Origin of the sequence: Photobacterium sp. SKA34 (assembly GCF_000153325.1) — a bacterium.
Taxonomy (GTDB): Bacteria; Pseudomonadota; Gammaproteobacteria; order Enterobacterales; family Vibrionaceae; genus Photobacterium.
The window spans coordinates 1-14594 of sequence record NZ_CH724145.1 but is presented as its reverse complement, the minus strand read 5'-3'; the positions used below and the strand labels follow the sequence as shown (position 1 = coordinate 14594).

The following is a 14594-nucleotide window of genomic DNA, read 5'->3' as shown; positions in this document are numbered from 1 at the left end:
TAAATGTTTAGTCGTTATGATCTATTTTACTACTGGAAAGGATAGGTAAAAAGGTTGCGACCGTAATAAGATCGGAAGTATACCACGCTCTTATCTGACAGCTATAAAAGGACATGGTTCAGACGGTGATTTTTCGACCGCTTAAGGTTAGTTTTATAAAAAAAACGGTCAACAATGACTGAAGACCGTATTTATATAGAATTATGCGTTTTGTAAGTGAGTTTCTAAGCCACAGATTTCAGCACACAGGGCACTAAGGGCTGGCCATGGTGTGGTGTCGTAATCAGTTTTAACTTGTATTTCAAGTTGAGTTAATTGACGAATGATTTTTACCAAACGCGACAGCGGTAATCGATGAAGTGCACCAACATAAATTTCACGGCGATTTTGCCACACTCTAAATTGCTCAAAAATGATATTAAGTGGTGTACCTTTTTTCCCCATCTCTTGCATTTTATAGAGTTGGGTTAACTCTCGTTGTAACGTACGTAATAAGATGGTGGCTTCAATCCCTTCACCTTGCAATTGACGAAGCACGCGTTGGCTGCGTTTTGCCTGTCCTGCTAATACCGCATCAACCAATTGGAAAGGGGTATAGTGATTATGACGACTTAATGCTTCTTGTAGGCGAATAATGGTTAACTCACCATCAGGATAAAGTAAAACCAGCTTATGTAAGCTTTGTGCTAACGCTAGTAAATTGCCTTCATGCCATTGCGCAAGCATCTGTACTGATTCATGATCAGGCTTTAACCCAAGATTTCGACAGCGGGTTTGAATAAAGCGCGGCATTTGTTTAGCGTCAGGGGTATTACATGGCACATATAAGCCTAAGCCATCGAGTGCTTTAAACCATTTTGTCGCTTCTTGCTTCTTATTTAAATAAGGGCCTGTAAGTAATAAGAGAATGTCAGGATTTAAGTGTGCAACAACCTCTAACAAAGCTTTTGCTTGGTTGGCATTAAGCCCTGTTTCAGGAAATTCTAATTCAATGATTTGCTGGGCAGAAAATAAGCTCATAGCTTGGCAGCAATCGAGAACTTGATTCCAATCTAACTGGTTATCAATGGTAAAACGATGGCGCTCAAGAAAACCTTGCTGTTGAGCAAGTTGCTTAATATTGTCACCACATTCTTGTTTAAGTAGTGGCTCATTACCAAATAAGAGGTAAGTCTGACGCAGGCCCTTATTGAGTTGCTGCGTCAGTTGTTCAGGATAAACTCTCATTGCGCGTTATGATTATCATGCTCAATAGCTGTATTTGACTGCTTAGCAGGTAACGTTGTAATGATCGTTTTACCTGTCTCATCTGAAGATTCTTTTTTATCTTCTTCGTTAAGAATTTCTTTTAATTGAGAATCTAATTTATCTTCTTCAATTTTATTAAATACGGTAGTTAGACGCGCTAATTTACGCATAATTTGTTGTGCGGCTTGTTCACGCATAACATCAACTAACTCATCTTGTTCAACTGATTTTGCTAATGCTGTTAACGGGTTATCAAGGAACGTACGAGTCACTTTTGTGGTATACGTTTGCTGACCTTGATTAGGGATAGTTACTGAGTAATTAACCGTTAAAGTTAAATCGTATTCCGCTTTACCATTATTTTGATAAATCGATAAAGTACGCTCACCTTGAGACTCACTGTTAATGTTTAGGTTCGGTACATTTTTCGCTGGTGCAACTTCGCTAATACCATGGAGTTTAAATTGGTATCGAACCATACGAGTAAGCTTACCGTAGGGGTCAAAACTGGTTAATGATAGTTTGGCGATACCGTCAGGAAGCATGTAATTACCGCGAAGGTGGAAGCCACAAGAAGCTGTTGTTAGTGCGAGAAGAGTAATGATAAGTAGTCGAGTTAGGCTGTTGGCCGAGAAAAAACTTTTCACGAAAGTCAGCTCCTTGAAGTAAAAGAGGATGCGCTAGGCGCAAAATTAAATAGAACTGTAATTATAAAGATCCCCGCAGAAGCGGGGATCTTAAGGTTACTAGCTCTGCTAGATGAACTAGCAGAGAAAATAACCTAATTAGCTAGCAACAATGTTAAGCAGTTTACCCGGTACGTAAATGACTTTACGGATCGTTAAACCATCAGTGAACTTAGTGACGTTCTCATCGTTTAGACCAAGTTCTTCAACTTGCTCTTTCGTTGTATCTGCTGCAACTGTCAACTTAGCACGAAGCTTACCGTTAACTTGAACAATGATCAGTTTCTCATCTTCAACTAATGCTTTTTCGTCAGCTTGTGGCCATTGTGCATTATCAATGTCAGTTTCGCCCAGTGCTGCCCACATTTCGAAACAGATGTGTGGCGTGATTGGGTAAAGCATAGTAACAATTGCTTTTAGTGCTTCATCGAGAATTGCGCGATCTTGAACTGATTCTTGAGAGGCTTTTGCCAGCTTATTCATCAGCTCCATGATAGCAGCAATTGCAGTGTTGAATGTTTGGCGACGACCAATATCATCACTTACTTTTGCAATTGTTTTGTGAATATCACGACGAAGTGCTTTTTGAACGCCAGTTAATGCTGATACATCAACCGCTTCTGCTGTGCCTTTTGCTGTATGTTCACGAACGAGTTTCCAAACACGCTTAAGGAAACGGTTAGCACCTTCAACGCCAGATTCTTGCCATTCAAGCGTCATGTCGGCAGGTGATGCAAACATCATGAATAGACGAACGGTATCAGCACCGTATTTATCTACCATTTCTTGAGGGTCGATACCGTTGTTTTTAGACTTAGACATTTTGATCATGCCTGAGTGATCAACGTCACGGCCATCAGTATCAACAGCTGAAGTGATGCGACCTTTACCGTCACGTTCAACGATTACATCTGTTGGTGCGACCCACTCTTTACCGCCTTTCTCTGTGGTATAGAAGAATGCGTCAGCCAATACCATGCCTTGACATAGTAATTGCTTGAATGGTTCGTCAGATGTTACGTAGCCTGCATCACGTAGCAATTTGTGGAAGAAGCGAGAGTACAGTAGGTGCATACATGCGTGTTCAATACCACCGATGTATTGATCAACAGGTAGCCAGTAATTCGCTTTTTCAGGATCTAGAATATCGTCAGCTTGTGGTGAACAGTAACGTGCATAGTACCAAGACGATTCCATGAAAGTATCGAATGTATCTGTTTCACGTAGTGCAGGTTCGCCGTTAAAGGTAGTTTTTGCCCACTCTTTATCCGCTTTGATTGGACTAGTTACGCCATCCATTACCACATCTTCAGGCAGAATCACTGGTAGTTGATCCGCAGGTACTGGGTGAACTTCACCATCTTCAGTGGTTACCATTGGGATTGGTGCACCCCAGTAACGTTGACGAGAAACGCCCCAGTCACGTAGACGGAAGTTAACCGTCTTTTTGCCTTTGCCTTTAGCTTCAAGTTTCGTTGCAATTGCATCGAACGCTTGTTGGAAGTTAAGGCCATCGAATTCACCTGAATTAAACAGTACCCCTTTTTCTGTGTATGCTGCTTCAGAAATGTCAGCATCGCTACCATCTTCAGGTTTAATAACCGCCATGATGTCGATGTTGTATTTTGTTGCAAATTCAAAGTCACGCTGATCGTGCGCAGGTACTGCCATTACCGCACCTGTGCCGTAATCCATCAGTACAAAGTTAGCAACGTAAACAGGTACTTCACGACCATCTAGTGGATGGATAGCCGTTAAACCTGTATCCATGCCTTTCTTTTCCATCGTTGCAAGATCGGCTTCTGCAACTTTGTTATTACGGCATTCGTGAATGAAATCGGCAAGCTCAGGGTTATTTTCAGCTGCTTTTGCTGCAAGAGGGTGGCCTGCTGCAATGCTGACAAATGTTACACCCATAAGGGTATCAGGACGGGTAGTATAAACTTCTAGATCGTCTTGACCTTTAACGTTAAATGTTAATTCAACACCTTCAGAACGACCGATCCAGTTACGCTGCATGGTTTTAACCATTTCAGGCCAGCCCTCAAGGTTGTCAAGATCGTCAAGTAGCTCTTGCGCGTACTCAGTGATCTTAATGAACCATTGTGGGATCTCTTTTTGCTCAACAGGTGTATCACAACGCCAACAACAACCATCTTCAACTTGCTCGTTAGCAAGAACCGTTAGGTCGTTAGGACACCAGTTAACAGATGAAGTTTTCTTGTAAACTAGGCCTTTATTGTAAAGCTTAGTGAAGAATTCTTGTTCCCAACGGTAGTACTCTGGCGTACAGGTTGCGAATTCACGGTTCCAATCATAACCAAAACCTAATAGCTTAAGTTGGTTTTTCATGTACTCAATGTTTTCGTAAGTCCATGGCGCCGGAGCTGTCTTATTTTTTACTGCCGCATTTTCAGCTGGTAAACCAAATGCATCCCAGCCGATTGGCTGCATTACATTTTTACCTTGTAAGCGCTGGTAGCGAGAGATAACATCACCGATAGTGTAGTTACGCACGTGACCCATGTGCAGTCGACCACTAGGGTACGGGAACATGGACAGACAGTAGAATTTTTCTTTATTAGGGTCTTCACTAACAACAAACGTTTTTTTGTTGTCCCAATGTTCTTGAACTTTTTGTTCAATGTCCTGTGGACGATATTGTTCTTGCATCGATGACATCCGGGATTTTGTGAGTTTAATATAAACACATTAAAATTAATCGACATAGAATAACCAAAGGTAAAGGTGTCAACAATAGCTGAAGGCAATTCGATACCTTTAATCTTGTATTTGGCGGTATTTCAGCACGCTTTTAGTCAATATAGGCTAAGGAGAAACATCATGACTCAGCAAAAAGCACATTACGAAGCGCTATTAAAAAAAGTAACAGAGACATTAAAGAATAGCCCACAAGAGCTTAAGAAGTTTATTGAGACGACTGAACTGTATGGTAAAGCCGCCAGCGATATGACCAAAGATGAACTTGCACTGATCGAAGCATATTTAAAAAGTGATTTAAAAACCTTCAGTGATGAAGTGAAAAATAGCCCCGAACCGTTCAAAGAAAGTCCTTTCTACCTATTGGTGAGTGAAACAGTATGGCGACACCTTGCTGAGATCACAGATAAAACACAATTGGAGTGGATTGAAGTGATGGAGGATATTAAACACAAAGGAGTGTATCGTGCTGGTGAGCTTGTAGGTCTGGGTCACTTAGTTTGTGAAAAATGTGGTTACCAACAAACGATTACTCATGTCACGCGCATTGAACCATGTATAAAATGTGGTTGTGAAGAGTTTAATCGTCAGCCTTTAGAGCCTTAATCTTCGGTATATTGTATTGATGTTGAAATAAAAACGCAGCGAATAGGCTGCGTTTTTTATTTTAGAATAAATCGTTATGCTTAGGTGTTAAAAATCGTCAGGGCGCTCGATAGTATCAACCACTACAGCAGAATCATCTTGAGGTTGAGTTAACGTTGCAGCGGGTTTTTGCTGTTTCTGTTTTGCTGGCTGTTGAAGCGCTTTGGGAACGTCTTTATCGTAACCTTTAACTTTACGAGTTGCTTCTGTCATTGGTTCGAAAGTGAATTTTTGTCCAGCCAATGATGCTTCAACCATAGCACCGCCTTTCGCTTTAGTGAAAATCGCTACGCCATTGATGTAACTTTTTGTTGCATAATTACCATTAGAACCGGCACCAGCACCTGCGGTTCCGGCTTTTGCGGATGCACCTTCATCAATAGCGACTGCTGATGCTTGGGCATCTAGCTCAAAACTGCCGCTGACGAAATTGTCATAGGCTCGCTTATCTTGGAAAAACAGAATCTCGCTGTAAGCTTGCCCCCCGAATTGTAAGCCAATAGAAACTTGAAAGAGTTTTGCAAACCCAGTGGCTTTATTCGCTTTAAAGACAACGCCCTTACCGTAAGCACCGCCAACCCAAAAACCACCCTTACCGACAGATGGAAAAACCGCATAGCCATAGGCTGAGTTAAAGAAAGGTTGTGTTTGCGGGGATTGGTAAAAATGATCTAATGCGACTTTTGTATCGCTATCTTGTGCTAATGCAGATGTTGAGCCTAGCATCATGGCACAGGTACATAAGGTTACAAATAGTTTATGTATCGCTTTCATTATCTGATCCTTGTTGGTTGCGTAAGTACCAAGAGAAGCCTTACGAATCATAGGTTCTTATTATCAAGTGTTCTATTGATATTAGCTGGGTTATTCAACTCAACATATCATGTGATTAAAAAAAAGGTGAAGTTTAAAGCTTCACCTTTTTGAGTATCTTATTCTGTTTCTAATGTCCGTGTGTCACGGAAATGTCCACGTTGACGCCGGATAAGGATCCAAGATAACGCGAAAGCCCACAAGCTATAGAAATATAAAGGCCAACTACCAAGGGTGGTATAAGGTGTCATACCTATTGTTGGGACCACCGTTGCTTTTAGTACGCCAGTGATAAACTGAGGTAATTTTTTAGTGATTATACCCTTATAATCAACGACCGCAGTAATACCTGTATTGGTTGCGCGTAAAAGTGGTTTACCTAACTCTAATGCGCGCATTTGGGCTATTTCCATATGCTGGAAAGGACCAATAGAATGACCAAACCATGCATCATTGGAAAGCGTTAGTAGCATTTCAGTGTGATTGGTAATGTTCTCACGCATTTGCTCACTAAATGCCACCTCATAACATAATGCCGGTGCTATTGAATAACCATGAGCTTGAATATTCGGTTGTACATAAGCTCCACGGCTAAATGATGACATTGGCAAGTTAAAGAATGGTGCAATAGGTCGCAATAAATCACCAAACGGCACAAACTCACCAAATGGGAGTAGGTGATGCTTACTGTATCGTGTTGCTGTGTCGTAGTTATACGGACCATCAGCATCCACACCAAGAGTTAAGATGTTGTTGAAGAACTGACCATCAGTTTTTTGATCAAGAATACCGGTGATCACCGTGCTGTTATTGGCACGGGCTGCATCATCTAAGCCTTGTAAAAAAACAGGAATATGTGCTTCGAGTGCAGGGATTGCAGCTTCAGGCCAAATAATAAGGTCTGAACCCCAATTTTCTCGGGTGAGATCCATATATTTCATCAAGGTTGGCCAACGTTGGCTCGGCAGCCATTTTTGGTCTTGAGGAATATTGCCTTGAATTAAAGCGACGGATACGCTGTGTTTAGGATCAGGTTTCACCCATTGTGCTTTTCCTGCCCAGAATGATAAACCAATAATGATGATAGGGATCAGTAATGGTTTCCAATTACGGTAGGTTATCGCAGCAACAATTGCACCGGAAGTAAGCACTAAGGAAAGGGTAATACCTTCAACACCGAAAATTGGCGCAATAGCGGCCAAGGGGGTATCAATTTGGCTGTAACCCATCCATAGCCATGGAAAGCCCGTAAATAGCCAGCCACGGATCCAGTCTAAAATTAACCAGATCACAGGGCCGGTTAACAGTAGCTGGTGGAAAGGACGAGCACGATTAAAGCGATTGTAGAGATAGCCATATAACGCAGGATATAGTGCTAAGTAGCTGATCAGCAGTGCCATTAAGAACACACTAGCAATCTTTGGCATACCACCAAAGTTATCTATACTGACATGTACCCAACTAATACCAGTACCAAACATACCCAAACCATACAGAAAGCCGATCAGGGCTGAACGCTTGGCTGTTTTATGTTGGAGTAAAAAGAAAAAAGCGATGAGAGATAATGGCGCGAGAAGCCAGTAGTTATAAGGTGCAAAAGAAAGTGTTGCAATTGCACCGGCAGGCACAGCTGCAAGCAGCTGTCCCCACGATAATAGTGATTTTTTTGTCATTCTTAAGAAGTAATAGTCGGTTGAAATGCTTCGTCTGGTACCGTTACTTGTAACTGGATAACACGACGGTTATCGGCAGAAGTCACTTTAAACGAGTAACCATTAACTTCAACAACTTCACCACGTGTTGGTAGGTGACCAAAGTTCATCATGACAAGTCCGCCGACAGTATCGACTTCTTCATCACAGAATGAGGTTTGGAATAGTTCATTGAAATCTTCAATGGTTGTCAGTGCTTTTACCGCGTAAGTATGTTTACTTAACTGACGGACATCTTGCTCTTCCTCGTCATCGAATTCATCTTCAATTTCGCCAACGATTTGTTCAAGAATATCTTCAATGGTGATAACGCCCGAAACACCACCAAACTCATCAACCACAATAGCCATGTGGTAACGCTCTTCACGGAACTCTTTTAATAGTCGGTCAACGCGCTTACTTTCCGGTACCACAACGGCAGGGCGTAGCACTTTATCCATATCAAAAGGCTCGCTATCAGGAAGCAGATAACGCAGGAGATCTTTAGCAAGTAAGATACCTTCTACGTGGTCTTTATCATCACTGATAACAGGGTAACGAGAGTGTTGGGCTTCAACAATTAAATCAATCAGATCTTCTAACTTCTGAGAACGTTCAATCGTGATCATTTGCGAACGTGGGATCATGATGTCACGAACACGCATTTCAGAAATTTCCATGACACCCTCAAGCATATCGCGAGTGTCATGGTCGATTAGATCGTTTTCTTCTGAATCTCGAAAAACTTCAACCAATTCTTCACGGTTTTGTGGATCACCTTGAAATAGTTGGCCAATACGTTCAAAGAAGGACTTTCTACTCGGACCTTCAGATGTTGGAGAGTTATCTTCGTTCATTATTTACTTTCAGCAAATAGCTTGTCAGCTAAGTGGACGATGCCACGGAATGCGATTCATCGATGGATGAATCGCGATATAAATGATTACTGCTTCTCTGAAATATAAGGGTCAACAAATCCCATGTTTTGCATGATTTCTGTTTCCAAATTTTCCATTTCTTCAGCTTCTTCATCTTCAATATGATCATAACCTAGCAGATGGAGACTGCCATGTACAACCATATGTGCCCAGTGTGCTTTTAGGGGCTTATTTTGTTCAAGTGCTTCTTTTTCTACAACTTGACGACAAATAATTAAATCGCCAAGCAATTCCAATTCAACGCCAGGAGGCGCTTCAAATGGGAAAGATAACACATTTGTTGGACGATCTTTGTCTCGATACTCAAGGTTTAGCGTATGGCTCTCTTTTTCATCAACTAAACGGATCGTGACTTCTGCATCAGCTTGAAAAGGGATAACGGCTGCATTTAACCACTGTTGAAATTCCGCTTCTGTCGGTAACCCATCCAGACTCTCAGTGGCGTGTTGTAAATCGAGGTAAATAGCCATTAATTACTCTTTTCAGATTCTATCTTTGCCGCAGTAGCGACGGCAACTAATGCCGCTTCTTTTGCTTCCTGCTCTGCCCTGCGGCGTTGTTCTGCAAGCTTACGTTGTTTTTGGTCTTCGCTTTCCCATACTTCGTAAGCTTGAACAATACGTGCTACCACAGGATGTCGAACGACATCATCGGCTAAGAAGAAATTAAAGCTGATCTCATCAACTTCAGATAATACTTCAATAGCATGACGTAGACCTGAACGTGCGCCACGAGGTAAATCAATTTGCGTCACATCACCTGTGATCACGGCACGAGAATTAAAACCAATACGAGTAAGAAACATTTTCATCTGTTCTACTGTGGTGTTCTGGCTTTCATCTAGGATAATAAATGCATCATTAAGGGTACGTCCACGCATATATGCTAATGGAGCAACTTCAATCACATTTCGTTCAATTAATTTTTCTACACGCTCAAAACCTAACATTTCAAATAGCGCATCATAGAGAGGACGTAAGTAAGGATCGACTTTTTGGCTTAGATCGCCAGGCAGGAAGCCTAACTTTTCCCCAGCTTCTACTGCTGGACGTGTTAATAAAATACGACGGATCTCTTGACGCTCTAATGCATCAACTGCAGCGGCAACCGCAAGGTAAGTTTTACCCGTACCTGCAGGACCAATACCAAAGGTAATATCATGCGTCACCATATTGGCAATATATTGCGCTTGGTTAGGTGTACGCGGTTTAATCACACCTTTTTTAGTTTTGATGTGAATTTCTTTACCATATGGGATCGAGGATTCAGTTGTTTGCTCTAATACGCCAGATTCTTTAATCGCAAGATGAATTTGGTCTGGTTCAATATCTGGAATAACGTTACGAACAGGCGCTGTATCTACGTAGAGATCTTTGATGATATTTGTCGCAGCGTCTACGGAATAGTTTTTTCCAACGACGCTAAAGTTATTGCTACGGTGATTAATTTCAACACCTAATCGGCGCTCTAATTGTTTGATATTGTCATCGAAAGGGCCACAAATACTAGATAAGCGCTGGTTATCAGCAGGTTCAAGTTGAAATTCTACAGTAATTATTTTGCTCAAGGTTTGCCTCTCATTAAGGCCGTCATGATGACGGCCATAGGTTCAGGGCAGGAGACGTACTCAGGTAAAACGTACATGCCTACCAATGTAGAGCAAGAGCTAACGGTTTACTCTGGTGTATATACGCCAACACCCAATTCATTTTCTTTACGTGTTTTTGCAATCATTTCAGCAGGTGACATTGCAACACGTAGATCCATTTCTGCTTCAGTACGAACTAATTCGCCACGTAGTGAGTTGGTAAATACATCAACAATTTTCACATCGACGAATTGACCAATTAAATCAGCAGAACCTTCAAAGTTTACTATTCGGTTGTTTTCAGTACGGCCACGTAGTTCCATTACGTTTTTACGTGAAGGACCTTCGACAAGAATACGCTGTTCAGTGTCTAGCATTTGACGTGCATGTCTCATTGCTTGGCTGTTTATTTGTTGCTGTAGCGCATATAAACGTTCTTTCTTCACATCTTCAGACAAATCACATGGGTAATCAGCTGCTGGTGTACCAGGACGTGGTGAGAAGATAAAGCTGTAACTAATATCAAAATCGATATCACGAATTAACTTCATGGTATCTTCAAAATCTTGATCTGATTCACCCGGGAACGCGACAATAAAGTCTGAGCTCATGGTGATATCAGGACGCACTTTACGTAACTTACGAATTTTAGATTTGTACTCTAACACCGTATGAGGACGTTTCATCATCGTTAGAATGCGATCTGAACCACTTTGTACTGGTAAGTGTAAGTAGTTTACTAATTCTGGCGTATCTGTATACACATCAATAATATCATCAGTAAATTCGATAGGATGACTTGTTGTGTAACGAATACGGTCAATACCATCAATGGCAGCCACTAAACGCAGCAATTCAGCAAAGCTGGCAACTTCACCATCGTGCATCGGACCACGATAAGCATTAACGTTCTGTCCTAGTAGATTAACTTCACGTACACCTTGTTCTGCAAGTTGTGCAATTTCAAATAGTACGTCATCTAATGGACGGCTGACTTCTTCACCGCGAGTATAAGGTACTACGCAATAAGTACAGTATTTAGAACAGCCTTCCATAATAGATACGAATGCTGTTGCGCCTTCAGCACGAGGCTCAGGCAAGTTATCGAATTTCTCAACTTCTGGGAAGGAGATATCCATAACGGTTTTTTCATTTGATTGTGAACGCTTAATCATCTCTGGCAAACGGTGAAGTGTTTGCGGGCCAAAGATTACGTCAACATACGGTGCACGTTTACGAATCGAGTCACCTTCTTGCGTGGCTACACAACCACCGACACCGATAACAAGATCAGGCTTCTTATCTTTTAATTTTTTCCAACGGCCTAGCTGGTGGAAAACTTTCTCTTGTGCCTTCTCACGGATCGAGCAGGTGTTAAGTAGCACAACATCTGCTTCTTCTGGGATTTCGGTTAACTCAAAGCCATTAGCTGCATTAAGAAGATCTGCCATTTTAGATGAATCGTATTCGTTCATCTGGCAGCCCCAGGTTTTGATCAGCAGTTTCTTCGCCATCTCTAACTCTTCGCTCGTAGTGTTGATTTCATTACATTCAGATTACGGGCTGACAGGGGATATGATAGTAATCGCCTGTAGCAAGCCGCGTATTGTACTGCTTTAAACTCGCTCTGACCAGATCATCACCACCCTGAATAAATTGTGGGTTTATTCCAAGCTATGGATAAATGGTGACCGATTTGAAAAGTGATTGTTCATTATAGACTTTATTGAGCGTTACCATACCAAGTTGGCGCATTTGACGGCGGATCCATAGAGAGCGTTGATAGACGTAATTACTCATTGGTGCTGCTTTTATCTTATATGGGTTCGGTAGTACAGCGGCAAGTTGTGCTGCCTGTTGGACACTGAGTCGGCTGGCAGGTATATGGAAAAAGTGTTCACTGGCCGCTTCGACACCATAAATACCAGGACCAAATTCAATAATATTTAGATAAACTTCAAGAATACGCTCTTTTCCCCAAACCATTTCCATCAATAAAGAGAAGTATAATTCGATACCTTTACGAATATATGAGTGTACTGGGAATAGAAACATATTTTTAGCCGCTTGTTGGCTAATAGTACTGGCGCCACGCACTGGCCCATTTTTACCTTCGTGTCTTAATACTGCCAGTGTCGCTTGTAAGTCAATACCATGATGTTCAGGAAAGGTTTGATCTTCTGAAGCAATCACCGCTAACTGCATATTTTTTGATATTTTATCTAAATTAACCCACTCATGTTGAGTGTGCGAAGGGTAACCTTGAGGTGGAAATAGCATTCGGCTAACTTCCCATCCCCAAAATGGTGGATTAATAAATTTAAAAATAATCACGAGAAATATAGGAAACAAAAGTATAAATAAAAGAAATTTAATAAAAAAGCGTTTTAGCATGGTAAGGCTGTTTCCTGCTTATTAAAGTGATTGCACAATAAAAGAATGTTTATCTTAGTGACATTCCCTATATATTAATATTTTTTATACAATTAGAGTTACTATGATAGCTTTAGTGGATTATAACCAAATAATGAGCCTAAACGTAATAGGTAGGTAAATAATGAAGCAGTATGATGTCATCGTTGCAGGTGGCGGTATGGTTGGGGCTGCAACCGCGCTTGGCTTAGCGAAGTTAGGTTTAGACGTTGCCGTATTAGAAGGCTTTGCACCTCGACCTTTTGCAAATACACAACCGATGGATTTACGTGTTTCCGCAATTTCGCCTCATTCCGTTGCATTATTAGATCGCTTGGGCGCATGGAATGAGGTGCTCAACATGCGTTTGTGTCCTTTTAAACGATTGGAAACGTGGGAAACCCCAGAATGTCGTACACGCTTTAATGCTGACGATATGGGATTAGAACAACTAGGCTATATTGTTGAAAACCGCCTGTTGCAACTTGCACTTTGGCAGCAGTTCGACAATATCGATAACTTGACGTTATATTGTCCATCAAAAATGGTTTCAACAACACCGATTGAAAATGGCTATATCGTTGAGTTGGAAAATACTCAACAGCTACAGTGCCGGTTATTAATTGGTGCCGATGGTGCTAACTCTCAAGTGCGCCAACAAGCCGATATTGGTATTACTGCGTGGGATTACCGTCAACACTGCATGCTCATTAATATAGAAACAGCATTGCCGCAACAAGATATTACGTGGCAGCAGTTTACGCCAGCAGGCCCTCGTTCATTCTTACCGTTATCTGGACATCAAGGTTCGTTAGTATGGTATGACAGCCCTGAACGCATTCGGCGCCTATCACATATGACTTCCGGACAGTTACAGACAGAGATCTCTGCCGTTTTTCCTGAAGAGCTTGGTGAGTTCAGTGTGGTTGATCATGGATCTTTTCCATTAACACGCCGTCACGCACAAACCTATTACAAGCCAAATGTCGTTTTATTAGGTGATGCTGCTCATACGATTAACCCATTAGCAGGCCAAGGTGTGAATCTTGGCTTTAAAGATGTTGATGTTTTACTACAAGAAATAGAAGCAGCAGGAGAGCATTGGGCTGAGAGTTCGGTACTTGATAAATATCAACGTCGTCGTCGTCCTGATAACCTTGTAATGCAAACAGGGATGGATTTTTTCTATGTAGCATTTAGTAATAATATCGCGCCATTAAAGTTTATTCGTAATGCAGGGCTTCGTTTAGCTGATGGGGCTGCCGGTATAAAAAAACAAGTATTGAAATACGCTATGGGTCTTTAGTTAAAGGTTTGTTTTTTATAACGAAATATTATAAATAAATGCAGAAAGCCGAGAGACATTGTCTCTCGGCTTTTTCTTTATCTAATAACATATTTTCGCCAGATAAAAGAAAACCCACTCAAAGAGTGGGTTTCTAATATATGGTGCGGAAGGAGAGACTTGAACTCTCACACCTTGCGGCGCCAGAACCTAAATCTGGTGCGTCTACCAATTCCGCCACTTCCGCATATTGTCAGTTACGAATAACTGTTGTTTCTCTAGTTGTATTTTTCAAATCAGTAATTGGTAAAAACTGATCTAAAGAATAATGGTGCGGAAGGAGAGACTTGAACTCTCACACCTTGCGGCGCCAGAACCTAAATCTGGTGCGTCTACCAATTCCGCCACTTCCGCATATTGTCAGTTACGAATAACTGTTGTTTCTCTAGTTGTATTTTTCAAATCAGTAATTGGTAAAAACTGATCTAAAGAATAATGGTGCGGAAGAAGAGACTTGAACTCTCACACCTTGCGGCGCCAGAACCTAAATCTGGTGCGTCTACCAAT

General features: G+C 41.5%; 12 protein-coding genes and 2 tRNA genes. 2 read left to right on the top strand and 12 right to left on the bottom strand.

What is annotated here, in order from left to right:
- Positions 1–201 precede the first annotated feature (201 nt).
- From holA to leuS, 3 genes are all read right to left on the bottom strand, one after another.
- Positions 202–1227 carry a DNA polymerase III subunit delta gene (holA, locus tag SKA34_RS18510; RefSeq protein ID WP_006647047.1) on the bottom strand — a complete coding sequence of 342 codons (1026 nt, stop codon included), beginning with the start codon at positions 1225–1227 and terminating at the stop codon, positions 202–204.
- Positions 1224–1895 (bottom strand): LPS assembly lipoprotein LptE, encoded by a 672-nt coding sequence (lptE, locus tag SKA34_RS18505; protein ID WP_006647046.1) that lies wholly within the window; start codon positions 1893–1895, stop codon positions 1224–1226. The genes holA and lptE overlap by 4 nt, the downstream gene beginning before the upstream one ends.
- A 138-nt stretch (positions 1896–2033) precedes the next feature.
- Positions 2034–4607, bottom strand: coding sequence for a leucine--tRNA ligase (gene leuS, locus SKA34_RS18500; protein WP_006647045.1), 2574 nt, complete (start codon positions 4605–4607; stop codon positions 2034–2036).
- Positions 4608–4778: 171 nt separating this feature from the next.
- Here leuS and SKA34_RS18495 point away from each other — a divergent pair, with 171 nt between their 5' ends.
- A complete protein-coding gene (locus SKA34_RS18495) occupies positions 4779–5261 on the top strand; it encodes a zinc ribbon-containing protein (protein ID WP_006647044.1) in 483 nt (160 codons plus the stop codon).
- An 87-nt stretch (positions 5262–5348) separates the two neighbouring features.
- Here SKA34_RS18495 and SKA34_RS18490 read toward each other — a convergent pair whose 3' ends face one another.
- From SKA34_RS18490 to mtgA, 7 genes are all read right to left on the bottom strand, one after another.
- Entirely contained in the window at positions 5349–6074 is a 726-nt protein-coding gene (locus tag SKA34_RS18490; RefSeq protein WP_006647043.1) for a YSC84-related protein, read from the bottom strand.
- A gap of 158 nt (positions 6075–6232) precedes the next feature.
- Complete coding sequence (gene lnt / locus SKA34_RS18485; protein WP_006647042.1) at positions 6233–7786, bottom strand: apolipoprotein N-acyltransferase; 1554 nt, start codon at positions 7784–7786, stop codon at positions 6233–6235.
- A gap of 2 nt (positions 7787–7788) precedes the next feature.
- A complete protein-coding gene (gene corC / locus SKA34_RS18480) occupies positions 7789–8661 on the bottom strand; it encodes a CNNM family magnesium/cobalt transport protein CorC (RefSeq protein WP_005363367.1) in 873 nt (290 codons plus the stop codon).
- An 86-nt stretch (positions 8662–8747) separates the two neighbouring features.
- A complete protein-coding gene (gene ybeY, locus SKA34_RS18475; protein ID WP_006647041.1) occupies positions 8748–9212 on the bottom strand; it encodes an rRNA maturation RNase YbeY in 465 nt (154 codons plus the stop codon).
- Positions 9212–10309, bottom strand: a complete 1098-nt coding sequence (locus SKA34_RS18470) for a PhoH family protein (RefSeq protein ID WP_006647040.1) — start codon at positions 10307–10309, stop codon at positions 9212–9214. Before SKA34_RS18470 ends, ybeY begins: the two co-directional genes overlap by 1 nt.
- A gap of 107 nt (positions 10310–10416) precedes the next feature.
- Positions 10417–11844, bottom strand: a complete 1428-nt coding sequence (miaB, locus tag SKA34_RS18465) for a tRNA (N6-isopentenyl adenosine(37)-C2)-methylthiotransferase MiaB (protein WP_006647039.1) — start codon at positions 11842–11844, stop codon at positions 10417–10419.
- A 160-nt stretch (positions 11845–12004) separates the two neighbouring features.
- Positions 12005–12724, bottom strand: coding sequence for a monofunctional biosynthetic peptidoglycan transglycosylase (gene mtgA, locus SKA34_RS18460; RefSeq protein ID WP_006647038.1), 720 nt, complete (start codon positions 12722–12724; stop codon positions 12005–12007).
- A 163-nt stretch (positions 12725–12887) separates the two neighbouring features.
- Between mtgA and SKA34_RS18455 the strand changes: the two genes are divergently transcribed.
- A complete protein-coding gene (locus SKA34_RS18455) occupies positions 12888–14048 on the top strand; it encodes a 2-octaprenyl-3-methyl-6-methoxy-1,4-benzoquinol hydroxylase (protein ID WP_006647037.1) in 1161 nt (386 codons plus the stop codon).
- A gap of 141 nt (positions 14049–14189) precedes the next feature.
- Here SKA34_RS18455 and SKA34_RS18450 read toward each other — a convergent pair.
- Positions 14190–14274: transfer RNA gene (locus SKA34_RS18450), tRNA-Leu, on the bottom strand.
- An 82-nt stretch (positions 14275–14356) separates the two neighbouring features.
- Positions 14357–14441 (bottom strand) — tRNA-Leu (locus tag SKA34_RS18445).
- Between the last annotated feature and the right edge of the window lie 153 nt (positions 14442–14594).